The organism is Streptomyces sp. ALI-76-A (assembly GCF_030287445.1).
Lineage (GTDB): Bacteria > Actinomycetota > Actinomycetes > Streptomycetales > Streptomycetaceae > Streptomyces.
The window spans coordinates 693122-714643 of the sequence record NZ_JASVWB010000002.1 but is presented as its reverse complement, the minus strand read 5'-3'; the positions used below and the strand labels follow the sequence as shown (position 1 = coordinate 714643).

The following is a 21522-nucleotide window of genomic DNA, read 5'->3' as shown; positions in this document are numbered from 1 at the left end:
ACGAGTGCGGGGTGACCGGGGCACGGGAGGCCGGCGGCGAGGACGGGGCGTTCGCTTCCGTTCGCGAGGGGCGGTTCGCCGCCGCCTGCTCAGGGACGACCGGTGAGGTAGCCGCCCATGGAGGTGAAGTACTCGGTCCCGGTCAACTCCCGGCCGTCCTCGGTCCGTACACGGGTGATGGCCAGGCCGTGGTTGCGGCCGGTGCGGGCGTCGGCTCCGGCGACGATCACCACGCCGTCGCCCTCGCGGTAGAAGATCCGGCCCGGGGTGCCGCCGTACCGTCCCTCGGACACCACGGCGGAGAGGATCTCCAGTCGCTTGCCCTTGTGGAAGGTGAAGGCGCTCGGATAGGGGGCGGACTGGGCGCGGACCAGGCGTTCCAGGTCCTCGGCGGGCCAGTGCCAGTCGATGCGGATGTCCTCTGCGGAGCGCTTGTGGAAGAAGCTGGCCTGCGAACGGTCCTGCTTGGTGAACTCGGTCTGTCCCGAGGCGATGAGGCCGAGGGCCTCCGTGGTGACCGGCGCGATGAGGTCGACGGTCCTGTGGAACAGGTCGGTGGCCGTGTCCTTCGGCCCGACCGGGACCGCCCGCTGGATGACGATGTCCCCGGCGTCGAGTTCCTCGTCCATCAGGTGGGCGGTGACGCCGACTTCGCTCTCGCCGTTGATGAGCGCCCAGATCAGCGGGGAGAAGCCGGCGTATTTCGGCAGCAGCGAGTCGTGGATGTTGAGGGTGCCGTGACGGGGCATGCCGAAGATGTGCGGGGGGATCCAGGTCCGCCAGTTGTTGGCGACGATGATGTCCGGATCGGCGTCCTTGAGCCGGGCCAACAGCTCCTCGTCGTCGGGGCGGTTGCGGATGACGACCGGGACGCCGTGTTCCTCGGCGAGGTCGGCGACCGAGTCGCTCCAGATCCGCTCGTAGGCGTGTTCGCTCTTGGGATGCGTCACGACCAGCACCACGTCGTGCTCGGAATCCAGCAAGGCCCGCAGGGTGCGGTGCCCCCATGTCTGATAGCCGAACATGACGACCCGCATGCGGTTCCTCCTCGGGGCAGGACATGGACCGCCGTCAGTAAAGCAAGGCTTACCTAAGCTTGCAATGCCGCATGCTGGGCGAGTATTTGATGACCCGTCAGCGGTCATCGGATTCTCGATTGTCCGCTTCGTCCCATCGACAGCCTCTCAACCTAAGCTTAGGCTTCCCTAAGTTTCACGGGCTCGCCTTGCGGCGTGCCCTCCTCCCGCATCTCCGAGCCGGGCAACCGGCCGCCCGCAAGATGGGAGTGACATGTCACAGGTTCTTCCTGGCGACGTACCTCTGGTCCACGACCTCATCGGCATTGGCTTCGGACCCTCCAATGTCGCCATGGCGATCGCACTCAGCGAGCACAACGCACGGGCCGACGGGCAGGAGGCGGTCACGGCTCACTTCTTCGAGCAGCAGCCGAGCTTCGGCTGGCACCGCGGCATGCTGATCGACGACGCGACCATGCAGGTGTCCTTCCTCAAGGACCTGGTGACACTGCGGAACCCCGCCAGTGAGTTCAGCTTCCTCTGCTACCTGAAGAGCAGGGGACGGCTGATCGACTTCATCAACCACAAGAACCTCTTCCCGCTGCGGGTCGAGTTCCACGACTACTTCGAGTGGGCCGCGGCCCAGGTCGAGGACATGGTCTCCTACGGTCACGAGGTCGTCGGCGTAGCGCCCGCCCTGCGCGACGGAGCCGTGGAGTACCTGGAGGTGACGGTCAGGTCCGGGGAGGGACTGGTCGTCCACCGGGCCCGCAACCTCGTCATCGGCACCGGACTGCGTCCCCTCATGCCGGAGAACGTGCGGCGGGGCGACCGCGTCTGGCACAACTCCGAACTGCTGAGGCGGGTCGACGGACTACAGGGCACCTCGCCCTCCCGGTTCATCGTCGTGGGCGCCGGGCAGAGCGCCGCCGAGAACGTCGCCTACCTGCACCGCCGCTTCCCCGAGGCGGAGGTCTGCGCGGTCTTCTCCCGCTACGGCTACAGCCCCGCCGACGACAGCGCCTTCGCCAACCGGATCTTCGATCCCGCGGCGGTCGACGAGTACTTCGCCGCGCCCGAGATCGTCAAACGCCGGCTGATGGACTACCACGGCAACACCAACTACTCCGTGGTGGACATCGACCTGATCGACGACCTGTACCGGGAGATGTACCGGGAGAAGGTGCTCGGCACCGAGCGGCTGCGCTTCCTCAACGTGTCCCGGCTCACCGGCGTCGAGGAGACCCCGGACAAGGTGCGGGCCACCGTCACCTCCCTGGTCACCGGCGAGGAGTCCGCCCTGGACGCGGATGTCGTGGTCTTCGCCACCGGGTACAGCCCCGCCGATCCGCTCGGCCTGCTCGGCGAGGCCGGCGATCTGTGCCTGCGCGACGGCGAGGGCCGGGTGCGCGTCGAGCGGGACTACCGCGTCGCGACGGACCCCGGTCTGAGCTGTGGCATCTACCTTCAGGGCGGCACGGAGCACACGCACGGCATCACGTCCTCCCTGCTGTCCAACACCGCCATCAGGGTCGGCGAGATCCTGGACTCGCTCCTGGACCGGAGCCGCAAGTCCGATTCCGACGAGGCCCGGACGGTCGCCGACGGAACCGGCGGCACCGCCCGCTAGCCGGCGCGCGTCCCGTGCCCGGGGGCTCGTTCCTCCGGGCAGGCGCGCCCGGCCACGGCCGGGTACCGGCACGGCAGCACGTGGGGGTGTCCGACTGGCCCCGCGCCTCTGATGGATCAAAGGGATAACGTACGTCGACATGGGCACGACTGCAGTGGAACGCCCCGCACCCGGGGCCACAACGGAGGCCCGTCGGCGGCGGGTTGTGGGGCTGGGCACGCTCCTGGCGGTCCTGGTGGTGACGGCGGCGGTGTCGTTGGCCGTCGGGGCGCGCGCGTTGAGCCCCGACGAGGTGTGGCACGGCTTGTTCGCCGCGCCGGATCCCGACCAGCGGCTCACCGAGATCAGGCTGATCGTGCGCACCGTGCGGGTGCCCCGGACGGTGCTCGCGCTCGTGGCGGGCATCGCCCTGGGGGTCGGCGGAGCGTTGATCCAGGGGTACACGCGCAACCCGATCGCCGACACCGGCCTGCTGGGCGTGAACACCGGCGCCTCGTTCGCCGTGGTGTCGGTGATCGCCGTGTTCGGGTTCACCGACCCGTTCCAGTACGTCTGGTTCGCCTTCCTGGGGGCCGCCGTCGCCGGTGTCGTCGTGTTCGGGCTGGCGAGCATCGGCCGGGGCGCCGGCAACCCGTTGACCCTCGCCCTGGCCGGGCAGGGGATCACGGTGTTCCTCATGGCGATGACCACGGCGGTCGCGCTGTCCAACCAGGCCTCGCTGAACGCGCTGCGGTTCTGGAACGCGGGCTCGGTGGCCGGTGTCGGCTTCGACGTCATCTGGCCGGTGACCGCGTTCGTCGCGGCCGGGCTGGTGCTGGCGCTCACCACGCTGCCCACCATCAACCTGCTCAACCTGGGGGACGACGTGGCGCGGGGGCTGGGCGCGAACATCGCGCTGAGCCGGACCGTCGGCATCGTCGCCATCACCCTGCTGGCGGGAGCGGCGACGGCGGCGTGCGGTCCCATCGCGTTCCTCGGCCTGATGGTGGCCCACGTGGCCCGGTACCTGACCGGACCGGACTACCGCTGGCTGGTGCCGTACGCGGGTCTGCTCGGGGCCATCGTCCTGCTGGTCTGCGACATCGTGGGGCGCCTGGTGGTGCGGCCGGGCGAGCTGGACGCGGGTGTCGTCGTCGCACTCCTCGGCGCCCCGTTCTTCGCGGCTCTCGTGTGGCGCGGAAAGTTCAAGAACGCATGAACGGGACAGACGTGAAGCCGGACGGGACGGACGCGAAGCCATCGGTGGCGCCGGGCGTGCGGCTCGGCCAGGTGTCGTTCGTCTGGCGGCCCTGGATGGTGTCCGTCACGCTGCTGCTGGCGGCGGCGGCCTTCCTGCTCTTCTGCCTGTCCATCGGTGTCGGGGACTTCCCCATCGGCCTGCCCCAGGTGATCGCCACGATCTTCGGCCGGGGGGAGCCGGTCGACGAGTTCGTGATCATGGACCTGCGGATGCCGCGTGCCCTGGCCGGTCTCGTCGTCGGGATCGCGCTCGGGGTGTCCGGGGCGATCACCCAGTCCATCGCCCGCAATCCGCTGGCCAGTCCGGACATCCTGGGGATCACCGGAGGCGCCGGCGCGGTCTCGGTGTTCCTGGTGACGGTGTCGGGCGGAACCTCCGCCGCGGTCGTCAACGCGGTGGGCCTGTCGGGGGCGGCGCTCGCCGGCGGTCTCGGCACGGGCCTGCTGGTGTACTTCCTGGCGTGGCGGCGGGGGATCGACGGCTTCCGGCTCATCCTGATCGGCATCTCGGTGAGCGCCGTGATGGAGGCGATCACGACCTGGCTGCTGGTCACGGCCGACATCAGGGACGTGGCCCAGGCCCAGGCGTGGCTGGTCGGTTCGCTCGACAACCGGTCGTGGGACGAGGTGTGGGTGGCGCTGTGGTGCTCGCTGGCCCTGCTGGTAGTCGTGTCCTGCGCCGCGTTCCAGTTCAAGCCCCTGCACTTCGGCGACGAGGTCGCCGCGGGCCTGGGCGTGCGGTACTCGGTGGTGCGGGCCGTCCTGCTGCTGTGCGCGGTGCTGCTGGCCGCGGTGGCGGTGAGCGCGGCCGGTCCGGTCCCGTTCGTCGCGCTGGTGGCACCGCAGGTGGCGATGCGGCTGGCGAGGTGTCCGACGCCGCCGATGGTGGCCTCCGGCGTGGTGGGAGCGCTGCTGCTGATCGGGGCGGACCTGGTGGCGCGCACGGCGCTGCCGATCAGTCTCCCGGTCGGCGTGGTCACCGCCGCGATCGGCGGGCCGTTCCTCGTCTATCTGCTGGTGCGGGCGAACCTCAGATAGCCGGTAGCTGATAGCTGGTACAAAGGTGAGGCAAACCTAAAGATAGGGGGCCTTGTGGTCGCTCAGTCCATCACCGAGCCCGAGCCCGGGGTTGATAGCGCGTCACGGCTGGCGGCCAGGGGGGTCACGGTCGGGTACGGCGGCCGGATCGTCATCGACGGTCTCGACGTGGCGATCCCGCCCGGGGTGATCACCACGGTCATCGGCCCCAACGGGTGCGGGAAATCAACCCTGTTGCGCACCCTGTCACGCCTGCTCAAGCCGACCAGGGGGACGGTCGTGCTGGACGGTGACGACATCGTCAAGCTCAGGACCAGGGATGTGGCGAAGAAGCTCGGCCTGCTGCCGCAGGCGCCGGTCGCGCCGGAGGGGCTGACGGTGTCCGACCTGGTCGCCAGGGGCCGCCACCCGCACCAGAGCTGGCTGCGGCAGTGGTCGTCGGACGATGTCGCCGTCGTGGAGCGCGCGTTGGCCATGACCGGGGTGTCCGACCTGGCGGACCGTCCGGTCGACTCGCTGTCCGGCGGACAGCGGCAGCGCGTGTGGATCTCGATGACCCTGGCCCAGGGCACCGACCTGCTGCTCCTCGACGAGCCGACCACCTACCTGGACCTGGCGCACGCGATCGACGTGCTCGACCTGGTGGACGACCTGCACGAGTCCGGGTGCACCGTGGTCATGGTGCTGCACGACCTCAACCTGGCCACGCGCTACAGCGACAACCTGGTGGTGATGAGGGAGGGGTCGATCCTGGCGCAGGGCCATCCGCGTGACGTGATCACCGCCGAGCTGCTCCACGAGGCGTTCGGGCTGCGCGCCAAGGTGATCGACGACCCGGTCGGCGACCGGCCGCTCATCGTGCCGATCGGTCGCACGCACGTCCAACTCGGCTAGCTCATCATAAAGTTCACCAAGTTAGGCTAGGCTAACCTCACCTAGTCGGGGTAAGGTTTGCCTGCCCTTGAGACGGGGGCGCAGTGGACAGCGCGAAAGCAAGGGATTTCGAATGCTCCTCCATCGAATGACGTTCAAGGGATCCCGGCGGCGATTGGCGGCGGTCCTGTCCGCCGCGACCCTCGGCGTCGGCCTCCTCGCCGGATGCGGTTCCGACTCGTCGTCCGACTCGGACAAGGCAGGCGACAGCACCACGCCCGCCGCCGCCGGCGCGTTCCCGGTCACCGTGGAGCACGCGTTCGGATCCACCAAGGTCACCGAGGCGCCCCAGCGGGTCGTCTCCGTCGGCTACACGGACGACCAGACCATCCTGGCGTTCGGCATCAAGCCGGTCGGCATGGTCGACCAGTACCCGAACCCGCCGGGCAAGACCCCCGACATCAACACCCAGTGGCCCTGGGTGAAGGACGAGTGGGGCGACACCAAGCCCGAGGTCATCATGAAGAACGGTGACACCGGCCCCAACTACGAGAAGATCGCCGCCCTGCGCCCGGACCTGATCATCGCGGTCTACTCCGAGATCGACCAGGCCGCCTACGACAAGCTCTCCAAGATCGCCCCCACGGTGGGCCGTACCAAGGCCGAGAAGGAGCCGTTCAGCGCGCCCTGGCAGGACAACGCCCTGCACATCGCCAAGGCCCTCGGCAAGGCCGAGGAGGGCGAGAAGATGGTGGCGGACATCCAGGGGCAGCTCGACGCGGCCAAGAAGGCGCACCCCGCGTTCGCGGACCAGAAGGCCGTCGTGCTGTCCTGGTACGAGGACTCCGTGGCGCCGTTCACCTCCACCGACGTGCGCGGACGGCTGGTGACGGGGATCGGCTTCGGCTACCAGACCGAGATCGACAAGGTCGCGGACGGCAGCTTCTACACCAAGCTCTCCCCGGAGCGCATCGACCTGATCGACGTCGACCGCATCTTCGTCATCAACGACAAGGCGGACACGGAAGCGCTCAAGAAGTTCAAGCTGTTCACCAACCTGGACGCCGTGAAGAAGGGCAACGTGTCGTACCTGCTGGACAGTGAGGGCCCGGCGGTCGGCGCGGCCATCTCGCAGGGCACCCTGCTGTCGATGCCGTACGCCATCGACGAGCTCGTCAAGTCGGCCGAGTAGGTGTGAGCGCCACTGACACGCGTGTCGTCCCGGCGACCCTGCGGACGGCGAGCGGAGGCGAGGCCACCCGATGGGTCGCGGCGCACTGCCGCGAGGTGCCGTGGCTGACGGCGGCCACCGTGCTCACCACGGTGGCCGGGGCGGCGCTCCAGGTGCTCCCGGTGCTGCTGCTGGGCCGGGTGGTCGACGGGGTGGTCGAGGGCGAGTCGCGCTCGATCCTGGTCACCGTCGGGGTGCTGATGGTGTCCGCCGCGCTGCTCGGCGCGGCGGCCACCGCGGTGTCGACGTACCTGATCGGACGGCTGGGCGCGGATCTGCTCGCCCGGCTGCGCGAAGGTGCCGTCCGGGCGGTGCTGGGCATGCCGAGCGCACGGATCGAACAGGTCGGCCGGGGAGACGTACTGTCCAGGGTCGGTGACGACGTGGCCGTCATCTCCAAGGGCATCCGGACGGCCGTCCCCACGGTGTTCTCGGCGGGAGTCCTGGTCGCCATCGCCACGGCCGGAATGTTCGGACTGGACTGGCGCCTCGGCCTGGCCGGCGCCGGCGCGCTGCCCGCGTACGCGCTGGCCCTGCGCTGGTACCTCCCCAGGTCCGCGCCGCTCTACCGGAAGCAGCGAGTGGCTCAGGGAGACCGGGCGCAGGCGCTGATGAGCGGGCTGAACGGGATCGACACGGTGCGGGCGTACCGCCTCGAGGAGGCCTTCCGCGAGAAGGTCACCCGTGAGTCGTGGCGGGTGCGCGAACTCGGTATCGAGGTGTTCCGGTTCTTCGGCCGGTTCGTCGGCCGGGAGAACCGCGCCGAGTTCATCGGGCTGGTCCTGATCATCGTGGTGGGGTACGCCCTGCTGGAGGCCGACGCCGCCAGCCTGGGCGAGGTGTCGGCGGCGCCGCTGCTGTTCCACCGGCTGTTCACCCCGCTGGGATCCATCATGTTCACCTTCGACGAGGCCCAGAAGTCGGGCGCCAGCCTGACCCGGCTGGTCGGCGTACTGGGGGAGGCCGCGGAGGACCGGCTGGTGGGCGACGCGTCCGTCGCGGCGGCGGACGCGGCACCGTACGCGGTGACCGTGCAAGGGCTGACGTTCCGTTACCCCGGCGCCGACGAGCCGGTCCTGCGGGAGGTCGACCTGACCATCCCGGCCGGCGGCTCGCTCGCGCTGGTGGGGGCGACCGGGGCGGGCAAGACGACGCTGGCCGCGCTGATCGCGGGCATCGGCACCCCGCAGGCCGGATCGGTGCGTGTCGGGACGACCGACCTCGCCGGTCTGGACGAGGCCGGGGCGCGGGCCCTGGTGAGCATCCTGACGCAGGAGACCCATGTGTTCTCCGGGACGCTCGCCGACGACCTGCGGCTGGCCGCGCCGGAGGCGACCGACGCCGAACTGAGGGACGCGCTGCGCACGGTGGGCGCCGACCGGTGGGTCGACGCGCTGCCCGACGGGCTGCACACCCCGGTCGGGGAGGGCGGCGAGCGCCTGGACGTCACCAAGGTCGCCCAGGTCGCCCTGGCCCGGCTGGTGCTGGCCCGGTCACCGGTGGTGGTGCTCGACGAGTCCACCGCGGAGGCGGGCAGCGAGGGCGCCGCCGAGCTGGAGCGGGCCGTGCTGGCCGCGTGTGCGGGCCGCACCACGCTGTTCGTGGCGCACCGGCTGACCCAGGCGATGGCGGCGGACCGGATCGCCGTGCTGGACGCGGGACGGGTGGTGGAGCAGGGAACGCACGAGGAGCTGGTGGCTCTGGGCGGCCGGTACGCACGGCTGTGGCAGGCCTGGCGAGAGGGCAGTTGAGCCGACCCGAGGTGGGTGCCGGCTTCCATGGCTTGGAAGGGACGCTGAGTCTTCGATGAGGGAACCGACCGCACGTCTCCTGCTGCTTTCTCCCGCACGCCTGGCCGACGTACGTCGGCGCGTCGGCGACTTCCCGGACAGGACCATCGCCCAGGCGTGCGCCATCGGGCTGTCGTACTGGGCGACGGGCAGCAGCCCCGACGGCATCGACCTCGCCCCGGGCACCCTGTTCGCCGACGTCCTCGGCTGGGTCGACAACGGCGGTGCCGGTCCCCGGGGTTGGGACGTGGGCGCGGACGGACACAGCATCGCCGTCCCGGACGGTGTCGCGCCGGACGAGGCGCGGCTCGCGCTGGACGACCTGGCCGACTTCCCGGACCGGCCCCTGGGCACCATCGGTCCGTCCAGTGTGGCGGCGCGGCTCCAGGCCCTGGCCGAGTGGAACGACACCCGGGCCGACCGGGTCCGCCCGACCATCGTGGAGATGTTCCTGGAACAGGCGCGGACCAGGCCGGACGCCGTCGCCGTCGTCGACGAGCACCGTTCGCTGACCTACGGTCAGACAGCCGACCTGTCAGCCCAGTTGGCCCACCATCTGACCGAACGCGGGCTCACCGCCGAGCAGGTCGTCGGCATCTCACTGGGCCGCTCCGCCGAGATGGTCATCGGGCTGCTCGGTGTGCTCCGGGCGGGGTGCGCCTTCGTGCCGCTCGATCCGCAGTGGCCCGCCGCGCGCCGAGCCGTCGTCATCCAGGACGCCCGCGTCGTGGCGCAGCTCAACGACTCGGGCGAGCACGGCCCGGGCGAACCGGAAGCGGTGGCCGTCGACCTCGGCGACTGGCGGTTCGGTTCCCTTCCCACGCAGGGCACCGCAGTCACCGTCCCCGGCGACGCCCTCGCCTACGTGATCTTCACGTCCGGTTCGACCGGGCGGCCCAAGGGCGCGATGATCCGGCACGAGGCGATCAGCGAGCGCCTGCTGTGGCAGGTCGACGAGATCCTGGGCTTCGGCCACGACGACGCCTCCCTGTTCAAGGCGCCGCTGTCCTTCGACATCTCCATCAACGAGATCTTCCTGCCGCTGGTGTCCGGCGGCAGGCTGGTGGTGCTGCGGCCCGGCGGCGAACGGGACCCGCACCACCTGCTGAGCGTGATCGCGGAGCAGCGGGTCACCTTCACCTACCTGGTGTCGTCGATGCTGGACGTCCTGCTGGACATCGTGGGTGACTCCGGGCGCCTCGACAGCCTGCGGCACGTGTGGTGCGGCGGCGAGGTGCTCACCCCGGAACTGTACGAGCGGTTCCGCACGCGGCTCGACATCCCCCTGTACCACGGCTACGGCCCGGCCGAGACGACGATCGGTGTCTCGCACGTCATCTACCGGGGAGCGGCGGAGCGCCTGTCGACGTCGATCGGCAGGGCCAACCCCAACACCCAGTTGTACGTGCTGGACGAGGAGTTGCGCCCGGTATCGGTCGGGGTCGGCGGCGAACTGTACGTGGGCGGGTTCCTCCTGGGGCGCGGCTACGTGGGCGCGCCCGGCCTCACGGCGTCCCGGTTCGTGGCCAACCCCTTCGCGGACGACGGGTCCCGGCTGTACCGGACCGGTGACCTCGCGCGGTTCGCCCCGGACGGGTCGCTGGACTTCCTCGGCCGGGCCGACAACCAGATCAAGATCCGCGGGATGCGGCTGGAGATCGAGGACGTCGAGGTCGGTCTCGCCGAGCATCCCGGTGTACGGCACACCTGCGTCGTCGCGAGGAAGAACGCGGCCGGCGGCACCTACCTGGTGGGCTACGTGCTCCCGGCCACCGGGCGCGAGGACCTGCGGGCGGACGAGGTCAGGGCGTGGGCCGCCGCGCACATGGTGGAGTACATGGTGCCCGCCCACATCGTGGTGATGACGGAGTTCCCGCTCACCGCGAACGGCAAGCTCGACCGCAACGCGCTGCCGGAGCCCGTGATCGGGGCGGGCCCGATCGTCCCGCCCACCACCGAGAACGAGCGCGCGGTGTGCGCCGCGATGGCCGCGGTGCTGCGCCTGGACGTGGACGAGGTAGGTGCCGACCAGGACTTCTTCCAGCTCGGCGGCGACAGCATCCTGGCGATCTCGCTGCTGAGCGCGCTGCGCGCGGCGGGTCTCCATGTCACGGCACGGCAGATCTTCGCCCATGGCACGGCGGGGGCGCTGGCGGCGGTGGCGAGCCGTGAGGACGTCTCCACCGTGGACCACTCGGACGTCGCGACCGGTTCCGTGGTGGGCTCGCCCATCGTGCAGTGGCTCGGCGAGACCACGGACGCGATCGACGGGTTCGTGCAGTCGGTGGTGCTGAACACCCCCGCGGACCTGACCCCCGGCGCCCTCGACGAGATCCTCGCCGCCGTGATCGCCCGGCACGACATGCTGCGGGCCAGGCTGGTACGCGGCGACCGCTGGAGCTTCGACATCCCGGAGGCGGACCGGGCCGGGGCCGCGCCGACCGCGGCGGGGCGGCGCGTCGCTGAGCGGGCCTTCGCCTCCGCCGGGTGGCTGGAGAGCGACCGGCCGCTCGACGAGTGCGTCGCGCACGCCACCGACGCGCTGGACCCGGCGGGCGGCGTGATGCTGCGGGCCGTCTGGCGCCGCCAGGCACGGCAACTGGTCGTGGTCGTCCATCACGTGGTCGTCGACGGCGTGTCCTGGCGGGTCCTGATGGAGGACCTCGCCACGGCATGGCGGCAGCTCACCTCGGGCACGCCGATCGAACTGCCCCCGGTGGGCACGTCGTTCCGGCGCTGGACGCAGCTGCTGGAGCGCGCCGCGTTCGACGCGGACAGCTCCTACTACCGGCGTCCCCTGCCGGGGGAGGACCACCCGGTCGGCAGGCGCGCGCCCGCCGAGACCGACACCGTGGCGCGGGAGCGGGTGCGGACCCTCTCGGTCGGCCCGGAGGTCACGGCGGCGCTGCTGGGCGAGATACCCGCGAGGTTCCACGCCGGCGTCAACGACGTACTGCTGACCGCGCTCGCCGTCACCCTCGCCCGGTGGCGCCGCGACCTGGGGCAGGAGCAGACGTTCGCGCACATCGAACTGGAGGGGCACGGCCGCGAAGGGCGTTTCGTGGCCGGCAGCGCCGGCTTCGAGCCGGAGCTGTCGCGGACCGTGGGCTGGTTCACCACCCTGTTCCCGGTGACCGTGGACCCCGGCGCGGCGACGGACCTCACCGCCCCCGAGTACCTGGCCGCCGCGCTCAAGGCGGTCAAGGAGGACCTCGCCCGGGTACCGGACAACGGCGTCTCCTACGGCGCCCTGCGCTACCTGACCGACACCGAGTTCGACGCGCCCGCACCGCAGGTGCTGTTCAACTACCTGGGCCGCTTCGCCGCGGGCGCGGCCGGTGACTGGCAACTCGGCGCCACGACCGGCCAGTTGGGCGAGAAGCGTGACCCGAGGATGCGCCTGCCGCGCGCCCTGGAGTTCAACGCGATCGCCGAACCCGGCCCCACCGGCGCGTACGAGCTGGTCACCACCGTCTCGTGGCCCGACGGGATGTTCACCGACGAGGACATCACGACGCTCGGCGAGTACTTCCGGGGAGCCCTGGCCGGGCTGGCCGCGCTCGACCAGGGCGGCCACTCGCCCAGCGACTTCGCCCCGGTGCCGCTGACACAGGCCGACGTCGACGCCCTGGACGGCCCGTCGCTGCGGGACATCCTGCCGCTGACCCCGTTGCAGGAGGGCCTGTACTTCCACTCGGTCTTCGACGACGACTCGGCGGGCGCCTACGTCGAGCAGCAACTGCTGACCCTGGACGGGGAGGTGGACGCCGACCGGCTCGCGGCAGCCGCCACCCGGCTGCTCACGCTGTACCCGAACCTGGCCGCGCGGTTCGTGCCCCTCGCCGACGGCCGGGTGGTCTCCGTCCTGGAGGACGGCGTGGAGGCACCCTTCACCACGCTGGACCGCCCCGGCATCACCGAAGCCGAGATACGCGAGTTCGCCGAGCGCGACCGCCGCGCCGGGTTCGACCTGGCCACCGGCCCGCTGATGCGGTACACGCTCATCCGCGGCGGCCCCGGCCGAACGGTCCTGGTGCAGACCGTGCACCACATCATCGCCGACGGCTGGTCGGTGCCGCCGATGCTCCGCGCGCTGCTGGCCGAGTACCAGGCGCCGGGCACCCGGTACCCGCTCGGCGGCTTCCCCGACCACGTGCGCCGGCTCGCCGCACGCGACGACGACGAGAGCGACCGCGTGTGGCGCGAGCAGCTCGCCGAGCTGCCCGGCCCCTCACTCGTCGCCGAGGGACACACCCCGTCCGACCGGTTCGCCGACACCGCCGTGCAGCCGCAGGACGACCTCGACGCGGCCGTCCGGGCGGCCGGGGTGCCGCTGAGCGTGGCCGTGCACAGCGCCTGGGCGGTGACGCTGGGCGGCCTTCTCCGGGGCGAGGACGTGGTGTTCGGCTCCACGGTGTCCGGGCGCGACGCGGACGTGCCCGGCATCGAGGACATGGTCGGTCTGTTCATCAACACGATCCCCGTGCGCGCCCGTTGGACGGGCACGACCACGTCCCGCGACCTGCTCGCCTCCGTGCGGGACCACCAGAGCGCGGTGCTGCCGCACCAGCACGTCTCGCTGGCCCGGATCGGCCGCCAGGCCGGCGCCGACGGCCCCCTGTTCGACACCCTCGTGGTGTTCGACGTCGCGACCGACCTGGACGCGCTGCGCGGGCCCGACGACGAACTGGCCGTCACCGGCATCGTCAACGAGGGTGCCCCGCACTACCCGTTGACGCTGGTGGTGGAGCGCGCACGCGACGGCCGTCCGCGCTTCAACCTGATCTACGACGGCGAACTGCTGGGGGAGGCGGGCGCCCGGACGATCCTGCGCACCTTCACCTCCGCCCTCACCGGCCTGCTCACCGGGCCGGACGCACTGGTCGACGACCTCCTGCCGGCGAGCGACACGCGTTCCGCGCGGATCGCCCCGACGACCCTGGGCGAGCTGTTCGACGCCGCCGCACGCCGCGACCCGGCCGCCACCGCCGTCACCCAGTGCGCGCTCGACGGCGGTACCCGGTCGCTGACCTACGGTGAACTGGCCGACGCGAAGAACGAGTTGGCCTCGGCCCTGCGCGCGGCGGGCGTCGGTCCGGGCAACCGGGTAGCGGTCGCCGTCCCGCGTTCCGTCGAGCAGGTCGTCGCCCTGGTCGCGATCGTCTCCGCGGGCGGCGCGTACGTACCGCTGGACCTGGCGTACCCGGACGAACGGCTGGCGTACGTCCTCGCCGACGCCGCTCCCCAGGTCGTGCTCGTGGACCCTGAGCAGCGGGACCGCTTCACCGAGCTGCTGGACCGGGCGGGAGTGCCGGCCCGGGTGCTGGTGCAGGGGGACGAGCCGCCGTCGGCCACCGACGGGACCGGCGTCGGCGCCCGTTGGCACGACCCCGCCTACGTGATCTACACCTCCGGATCGACCGGCCGGCCCAAGGGCGTCGTCGTCCCGCACTCCAGCGTGGTGACCCTGCTCGCCAACACCCGGCCCGGCATGGACTTCGGCCCGCAGGACGTGTGGGTCCAGTTCCACTCCTTCTCCTTCGACTTCGCGGTCTGGGAGTTGTGGGGCGCCCTGGCGCACGGCGGTGAGCTGCTGGTGCCGGAGTACGGACTGACCCGCTCCCCGGTCGACTTCCACCGGCTGGTCCGTGAACGCGGGGTCACCGTGCTCAACCAGACCCCGTCGGCGTTCTACCAGTTCATCGAGGCCGACCGGCATGCCGGCGAGCCGGTCACCGCCCTGCGCCGGATCATCTTCGGCGGCGAGGCACTGGACCCCGGGCGGCTGCGCGGCTGGGTCGAACGGCACGGCACCGGTTCGCCCGAGCTGGTCAACATGTACGGCATCACCGAGACCACCGTCCACGTCACCCACCGGGTGCTGACCGACGAGGACTTCGTCTCCGGCGGCGACGTCAGCCCGATCGGCGGCCCGATCCCCGGCCTGGTCACCTACCTGCTCGACGACCGGCTCCGGCCGGTGCCGCCGGGCCGGGTGGGCGCGATCTACGTCGCCGGCGACCAGGTGTCCCTCGGCTACCTGGGCAGGCCGGGGCTCACCGCCGGCCGGTTCGTGGCCGACCCGTTCGCGGGCGACGGTTCCCGCATGTACCACACGGGCGACCTCGCCCGCCGCACCCTCGACGGCGAGCTGGAGTTCGCGGGGCGCGCCGACGACCAGGTGCAGCTCAAGGGATTCCGGATCGAGCCGGGTGAGGTGGAGTCCGCGGTCAGGGAACTCGACGGCGTGGTCGACGTGGCTGTCACCGTGGCGGACAGCGGCGACCACCTCGTCGCGCACGTGGTGGGGCGGGTGCCCGGCGACTTCGTCGAGTCGCTGTCCGCGAAGCTGCCGGCGCACCTGGTGCCGGGCCGGGTCCTGCCGGTCGACGCCCTGCCGCTCACGGTCAACGGCAAGCTGGACCGGAAGGCGTTGACCGAGCGCGCGGCCGTGCCCCTCGGGGGCGCGGGGAACAGCGCGACCAGCCACGACGCGCGCGCGGACGAGGACGCCGCCGTGTCCGCGCTTCCCGCGCTCGTCGGCATCTTCGCCGACACGCTGCCCGGCTCCGCCGTGGACGCCGACACCGACTTCTTCCGCGCCGGAGGCGACAGCATCGTCGCCATCACCGTGATCAACCGGGCCAGGACGCTCGGCCTCCGGATCGCGCCCCGGGACATCTTCCTGTTCAGGACGCCGCGTGCGCTCGCCGAGCACGTGGGAAGGCGGACACCGCGGCAGGCCGTGGCGCCCGCGCCCGCCCGCCGCGACGACGGCCCGCTGGCGCCCACGCCGATCATCCTGCGCCAGCGGGAACTGGGCGGCTCACTCGCCCGCTTCGCGCAGGCGAGGACGCTGGCGGTCCCCGACGGCACCGGGTTCGCCGACGCCGAGCGCGCCGCGAACGCCGTCGTTGCCGCGCACCCGGTCCTGCGGCTGCGGCTGCGCGTCGAGCACGGGGTGTGGGCCCTGCGCACCGAACCCGCCCGCGAGGTCACCGTGTTTCGGACCGCCGCGGCCGACGCGACCGCCGCGGCGAACGAGGCGGCCGTCCGCCTCGATCCCGGGTCCGGTGACGTCGTCGCGTTCTCATGGCTGGAGGCGAGCCGGACCCTGGTGGTCACCGCGCACCACCTCGCCGTCGACGCGGTGTCCTGGCTGATCCTGCTGGACGACCTGGCCACCGCCCTGCGCGGGGAGGACCTGGCGCCGCCGACCACGTCCTACGCCGAGTACGCCGAAGCGCTGACGCTCCGGTCCGCCCGGGCGATCGACGACCTCGGGCACTGGGTCACCACGCTCCGGGCCCCCCCGCTGCTGCCCGTGGTCCAGGACCCGCGCGAGACCACCGTGGTCCTCGCGCCCGAGGTGAGCGACCGCGTGACCCGCACCGCGCCCGCCGCACTCGGTGTCGGGCTCACCGAGTTGCTGTGCGGCGCCCTGCGCACCGCGCTGACCCACGTCCAGCCGTCGCCCACCGATCTCGCGATCGAGCTGGAGCGGCACGGCCGGGTTCCGGTCCTCGAGGACCACGACTACACCCGTACCGTCGGCTGGTTCACCTCCATCGCGCCCGTACGGCTCACCGCGCACACCGACCCCGTCGCCGCCGCGCGGGAGGTCGCCGAACGTCAGCCGGATGAGCGCGGACACATCGCCTACGGGCAGCTCCGGTACCTCAACCCGCAGACGGCCCCGCTGCTGCGCGCCCGCCCGCAGGTGCTGTTCAACTACCTCGGCCGGGGCGCCGAGTCCGAGGTGCCGCAGGTCACCGGCGGCGGTCAGGGCAGTCCGTACGCCGTCGAGGTCAACGCGTGGACCGACGCGGCCACCGGAAGCCTGCACGCGGCCTTCACCCTCGCCGAGGGCATCCCCGACGAGATCGCCCGGCACTGGCTGAGCGCACTGGAGCACCTCGCGGACGTCTCCGCGACGGCCGAGCGCACGGCACCGGTCACCCCGCTCCAGCGGGGCCTGTACTTCCAGGCCCAGATGGCGGGCGCGGCCGGACACTACGTGGCGCAGAGCTGGTTCACCTTCGACCGGCGCCTGGACACCGAAGCGCTGGCCCAGGCGATGGCCTACGTGATCGCACGGCACCCGGTGGTGGGCGCCGGCTTCACCACCGACGACGACGGAAACCCGGTGCAGGTCCTCAGCGCGGACCGCCAAGTCGTCGTCCGCACCGTCGAGTTGGCGACGGAGGCCGAGGCCGACGCACTGCGCGCCCGGGACCGCGACACCGGCTTCGACCCGGGCGAGCCGCCGCTGATCCGGCTGACCGTGGTGCGGCTGCCCGACGACCGCGACGGCCTGCTCCTGAGCTACCACCTGCTGCTGTGGGACGGCTGGTCCCGGGAGATCGTCCTGCGGGACCTGTTCGACGCCTACCAGGCCGCCCTCGCGGGCGAGTTGCCGGCGCCGGCCCCGGTCACGCCCAGCTTCGAGGACCACGCCCGGGCGCTCGACGCCAGGGACCCCGCCGTAGCGGAGCGCTTCTGGGCGGAGCACCTGGCCGGACTCCCGGGCCCGACGCTGCTCGCCGGGCCGGCACCGTCCCTCGGGGACGACCTGCCGCGCGCTCTCGTGCACACGCTGTCCGCCGAACAGTCGGACCTGCTGCGGGAAGCGGCCAAGACGCACGGCGTCACGCTGAACTCGGTGCTGACCGGCGCGTTCGGCCTCCTGCTCGGCGCGCACACCGGCCGCGGCGACGCCGTGTTCGGTGTGACCGTCTCCGGCCGGGAGGGCGAGGGCCTGGCCGGCATCGTCGGCGTGCTGCTCAACACCGTGCCCATGTGGACGCGGGCACGGCCCGGCGACACGGTCCGGGAGTATCTGTCGGCCGTGCAGACGGCCAGGGTCGAGGCCATGGAGCACGAGCACCTGGGGCTCGGCGAGATCCAGCGGGCCAGCGGGCACGACACCCTGTTCGACAACCTGTTCGTGCTCCAGAACTTCCTGGACCTGGACGCGTTCGCCGCGATGAACGCCAGGCACGGCATCACCTCGGTGAAGGCCGACGACTCCACCCACTACCCGTTCACCTGGGTCGTCACCCCCGGCGACCGGCTCACGGTCAAGCTGGAGTACCGCGACGACGACACCGGGAACGCCCGTCGTCTCCTCGACGACTACCTGCGCGTACTGGAGGACCTGGCCCGCTCGACCGGGCCGGTCGGCACGCTGCCCGGTCTGGCGCCGGAACCCGAGCCCGCCGCCCGCACGGACATCGGCACGGACACCGTCGTCGACCGGTTCGACCGGGCGGCGGACCGCGACCCGCATCGGGTCGCGCTCGTCGCGCACGGCGCGACCATGACCTTCGCGGGGCTGCGGGACCGCAGCCGCGCGGTGGCGGGTGTGCTCGCCCGCCGCGGCGTCGGCCCCGAGACGACCGTGGGCCTCGCGATCCCCCGCTCCCTCGACTCGATCGTGGCGCTGTTCGCCGTGCTGCGCGTCGGCGCCGCGTACGTGCCGCTGGAGCTGGACCACCCGGACGAGCGGATCGCCGCGATCGTCGCGGACGCCCGCCCGGAGGTCGTCCTCACCGTGAGCGCCGTGTCCCCGCGGCTGACCGGCGGCCCGGCCGAACTGATCGAGCTGGACCGCCCGCTGCCCGAGGCCGAGCCGTACCGCACGTTCGCGCCGGACGACCCGGACCGCCTGCGGCATCCCGCGTACACGATCTACACCTCCGGGTCGACCGGGAAGCCCAAGGGCGTGGTGACCGAGTACGCCGGGCTCACCAACATGCTGATCAACCATCAGCGCCGGATCTTCGCGCCGGTTCTCGCCGAGCACGAGCACCGGGTCTTCCGGATCGCGCACACCGTGTCGTTCGCGTTCGACATGTCGTGGGAGGAACTGCTGTGGCTCGCCGACGGCCACGAGGTGCACATCTGCGACGAGGAACTGCGCCGGGACGCGCCCCGGTTGGTCGAGTACTGCCTGGAACACGCGATCGACGTCATCAACGTGACCCCCACCTACGCGCAACAGCTCGTCGCCGAGGGGCTGTTGGACAGCCCTGAGCGACGGCCGGCACTGGTGCTGCTGGGCGGCGAGGCCGTCACCCCGGCGCTGTGGCAGCGGCTCGCCGAGACCGAGGGCACGGTCGGCTACAACCTGTACGGGCCCACCGAGTACACCATCAACACCCTCGGCGTCGGCACCTTCGACTGCCAGGACCCGGTGGTGGGCGTGGCCATCGACAACACGGACGTGTACGTACTGGACCCGTGGCTGCGGCCGCTGCCGGACGGCGTCCCCGGCGAGCTGTACGTGGCCGGCGTCGGCATCGCGCGCGGTTATCTCGGGCAGCCCGCCCAGACCGCGCACCGCTTCGTCGCCTGCCCGTTCGGCACGCCCGGCGAGCGCATGTACCGCACCGGTGACCTGGTGATCCGGCGTCCCGACGGGAACCTGGTGTACCTGGGCCGCACCGACCAGCAGGTGAAGATCCGGGGGCACCGGGTCGAACCGGGCGAGGTCGAGGCCTCGTTCGCGGCGCATCCGGCGGTGCGGTTCGTCGCCGCGGTCGCCCAGCCGGACCCGCAGGTCGACGGGGCCCACCGGCTGGCCGCCTATCTCGTGCTGGACGGCTCCGCCGACCTGGCGACCGTCGCCGCCGACGTGGGCGCCGGGCTGCCGGACTTCTTGCGCCCGACGCACTACGCCCAGGTCGACAGCATCCCGCTGACCGTGAACGGGAAGGCCGACACCAAGGCGCTGCCGGAGGCCAAGCCGCTGGGCGCGCTCACCACGGCGGGGAAGCGGGGACCGGAGACCGAGACCGAGACCGTGGTGTGCGAGTACTTCGCCGAGGCACTGGACCTGGACGACGACGAGGTGAGCGCGGTGAGCGACTTCGTGTCCCTCGGAGGGCACTCCATGCTGGCGGTGCGGCTGATCGGGCTGCTCCGCCGCGAGTACGGTCCAGTGATCACGATCCGCGATCTGTTCACCCTGCGCACCCCGGAAGCGATTGCCCGTCACCTCGATGAAAACTCCTGACACGCAGCGGCCCCGCCCGGGGTCCCACATCCTCCGCACCGCACTGCGGCGCAATGTCGGCGCCATGGTCTGGGGCACCCTCCTCATGGGCCTGTACCAGGCCGGCGAGACCGCCTTCCCGATCGCGCTCGGCCTGATCGTCGAACACGCGCTGCGGGACCGGAGCGTCGACGCACTCGTCCTGTCGATCGCCGCGCTGGCCGTGATCATCACGACCGTGTCGCTGTCGTGGCGGTTCGGGATGCGCGTGTTGCAGAAGGCCAACACGACGGAGGCGCACCGCTGGCGGGTGCGGGTCGCGGAGTGCGGCCTCCAGCCGGTGGCCAGGGACGTCGATCTCAAGTCCGGTGAGGTGCTGACCATCGCCACCGAGGACGCCGACCAGACCGCCGACATCATCGAGGTGGTGCCGCTGCTGGTCAGCTCGCTGGTCGCGGTGCTGGTCGCCGCGGTCGCGCTCGGCCTGGCCGACATCCGGCTCGGCCTGCTGGTGATCGTGGGAACGGTCGCGATCCTGTCGATCCTGAGCGTGCTGTCGAAGCGGATCGGTGCCGGCACCCAGGAACAGCAGGCGCGGGTGGCGCGGGCCGGCGCGAAGGTCGCCGACCTGATCATCGGCCTGCGCCCCCTGCACGGCTTCGGCGGCAACCACGCGGCGTTCCGGTCCTACCGGCGGGTCAGCACCGAGGCGAAGCAGCAGGCGATCACCGTCGCCCGCGTCAACGGCGTGTACGCGGGCACCGCGCTGGCCCTCAACGCGGTCCTCGCCGCCGCCGTGACCCTGACGGCGGGCTGGCTGGCGTTCGGCGGCCGGATCACCATCGGCGAACTGGTCATGGCCGTGGGGCTGGCGCAGTTCATCATGGAACCGCTCAAACTGTTCTCGGAGATGCCGAAGTACGTGATGATGGCGCGCGCGTCGGCCGAGCGGATGGCGCTGGTGCTGACCGCGCCGCCGGTGACGACGCCGGGGCGGCAGCGCCCCGCCCCGGGCGGCGACCTCGAGGTCGACTGCCTGCGGTACGGGTCGTTGCGCAAGCTGAGGTTCCGGGTGGCCGCCGGCGAGTTCGTGGCGATCGCCGCCTACCAGCCACGCACGGCGTCCGACCTCGCGTCGGTGCTCGCCGTGCGCGTTCCGCCGGACGCCTACGAGGGCGTGGTGCGGGTCAGCGGGCAGGCACTGGCGGACCTGTCCATCGAGGCGGTCCGCGGGCACCTGCTGGTGAACCCGTACGACGCGGAGATCTTCGCGGGCACCCTGCGCACGAACATCGACCCGTCGGGCACCAGCCGGATGGTCCCCGAGGCCGTCGAGGCGTCGATGCTGACCGACGTCGTCGCCCTCCACCGCGAAGGACTCGACTACGCGGTCCGCGACCGCGGCTCGAACCTCTCCGGGGGCCAGCGCCAACGGCTGTCCCTGGCCCGCGCCCTCGCCGCGGACGCCGACGTCCTCGTCCTGCACGACCCGACGACAGCCGTCGACGCGGTCACCGAACAACTCATCGCGCGCAACGTCGCGAAGCTGCGCCGGGGCCGCACCACCCTCGTGATCACCAGCAGCCCGGCCCTCCTGGACGCCGCCGACCGGGTCCTCGTCCTGGACGACGGCGTCATCACCGCCGAGGACACCCACCGCCACCTCCTCGCCAAGGACGAGACGTACTGCTCGGCGGTCGCGAGGTGAC

Annotated in this window: 9 protein-coding genes; 8 read left to right on the top strand and 1 reads right to left on the bottom strand. The window is 71.8% G+C overall.

The window, feature by feature from the left end:
* Positions 1–89: 89 nt before the first annotated feature.
* On the bottom strand, positions 90–1037 hold the full coding sequence (locus QQS16_RS03900) for a methionyl-tRNA formyltransferase (protein ID WP_286060201.1): 948 nt from the start codon (positions 1035–1037) through the stop codon (positions 90–92).
* A 253-nt stretch (positions 1038–1290) separates the two neighbouring features.
* Between QQS16_RS03900 and QQS16_RS03895 the strand changes: the two genes are divergently transcribed.
* From QQS16_RS03895 to QQS16_RS03860, 8 genes are all read left to right on the top strand, one after another.
* Positions 1291–2646 (top strand): lysine N(6)-hydroxylase/L-ornithine N(5)-oxygenase family protein, encoded by a 1356-nt coding sequence (locus tag QQS16_RS03895; protein ID WP_286060200.1) that lies wholly within the window; start codon positions 1291–1293, stop codon positions 2644–2646.
* 139 nt (positions 2647–2785) lie between these two features.
* Positions 2786–3844 carry a FecCD family ABC transporter permease gene (locus QQS16_RS03890; protein WP_286060199.1) on the top strand — a complete coding sequence of 353 codons (1059 nt, stop codon included), beginning with the start codon at positions 2786–2788 and terminating at the stop codon, positions 3842–3844.
* Positions 3841–4923: a FecCD family ABC transporter permease gene (locus QQS16_RS03885; RefSeq protein ID WP_286060198.1), complete on the top strand. Its 1083-nt coding sequence runs from the start codon at positions 3841–3843 to the stop codon at positions 4921–4923. Before QQS16_RS03890 ends, QQS16_RS03885 begins: the two co-directional genes overlap by 4 nt.
* A 54-nt stretch (positions 4924–4977) precedes the next feature.
* Positions 4978–5817 carry an ABC transporter ATP-binding protein gene (locus QQS16_RS03880; protein WP_286060197.1) on the top strand — a complete coding sequence of 280 codons (840 nt, stop codon included), beginning with the start codon at positions 4978–4980 and terminating at the stop codon, positions 5815–5817.
* A 112-nt stretch (positions 5818–5929) separates the two neighbouring features.
* Positions 5930–6988: an iron-siderophore ABC transporter substrate-binding protein gene (locus tag QQS16_RS03875; protein ID WP_286060196.1), complete on the top strand. Its 1059-nt coding sequence runs from the start codon at positions 5930–5932 to the stop codon at positions 6986–6988.
* A 2-nt stretch (positions 6989–6990) separates the two neighbouring features.
* Positions 6991–8778 carry an ABC transporter ATP-binding protein gene (locus QQS16_RS03870; protein ID WP_286060195.1) on the top strand — a complete coding sequence of 596 codons (1788 nt, stop codon included), beginning with the start codon at positions 6991–6993 and terminating at the stop codon, positions 8776–8778.
* Positions 8779–8833: 55 nt separating this feature from the next.
* Positions 8834–19834 carry a non-ribosomal peptide synthetase gene (locus QQS16_RS03865; RefSeq protein ID WP_286060194.1) on the top strand — a complete coding sequence of 3667 codons (11001 nt, stop codon included), beginning with the start codon at positions 8834–8836 and terminating at the stop codon, positions 19832–19834.
* The gene (locus QQS16_RS03860; protein ID WP_286060193.1) at positions 19821–21521 is read left to right on the top strand and encodes an ABC transporter transmembrane domain-containing protein; all 1701 of its coding nucleotides are present in this window, start codon (positions 19821–19823) and stop codon (positions 21519–21521) included. The genes QQS16_RS03865 and QQS16_RS03860 overlap by 14 nt, the downstream gene beginning before the upstream one ends.
* The last annotated feature ends 1 nt before the right edge of the window (position 21522 follow it).

What these genes read in the sequence shown, in the direction of transcription:
- QQS16_RS03875 (WP_286060196.1), top strand. Translation starts at nt 5,930, where the DNA reads ATGCTCCTCCATCGAATGACGTTCAAGGGATCCCGGCGGCGATTGGCG.
- QQS16_RS03900 (WP_286060201.1), bottom strand. Translation starts at nt 1,037, where the DNA reads ATGCGGGTCGTCATGTTCGGCTATCAGACATGGGGGCACCGCACCCTG.
- QQS16_RS03865 (WP_286060194.1), top strand. Translation starts at nt 8,834, where the DNA reads ATGAGGGAACCGACCGCACGTCTCCTGCTGCTTTCTCCCGCACGCCTG.
- QQS16_RS03890 (WP_286060199.1), top strand. Translation starts at nt 2,786, where the DNA reads ATGGGCACGACTGCAGTGGAACGCCCCGCACCCGGGGCCACAACGGAG.
- QQS16_RS03885 (WP_286060198.1), top strand. Translation starts at nt 3,841, where the DNA reads ATGAACGGGACAGACGTGAAGCCGGACGGGACGGACGCGAAGCCATCG.
- QQS16_RS03860 (WP_286060193.1), top strand. Translation starts at nt 19,821, where the DNA reads ATGAAAACTCCTGACACGCAGCGGCCCCGCCCGGGGTCCCACATCCTC.
- QQS16_RS03895 (WP_286060200.1), top strand. Translation starts at nt 1,291, where the DNA reads ATGTCACAGGTTCTTCCTGGCGACGTACCTCTGGTCCACGACCTCATC.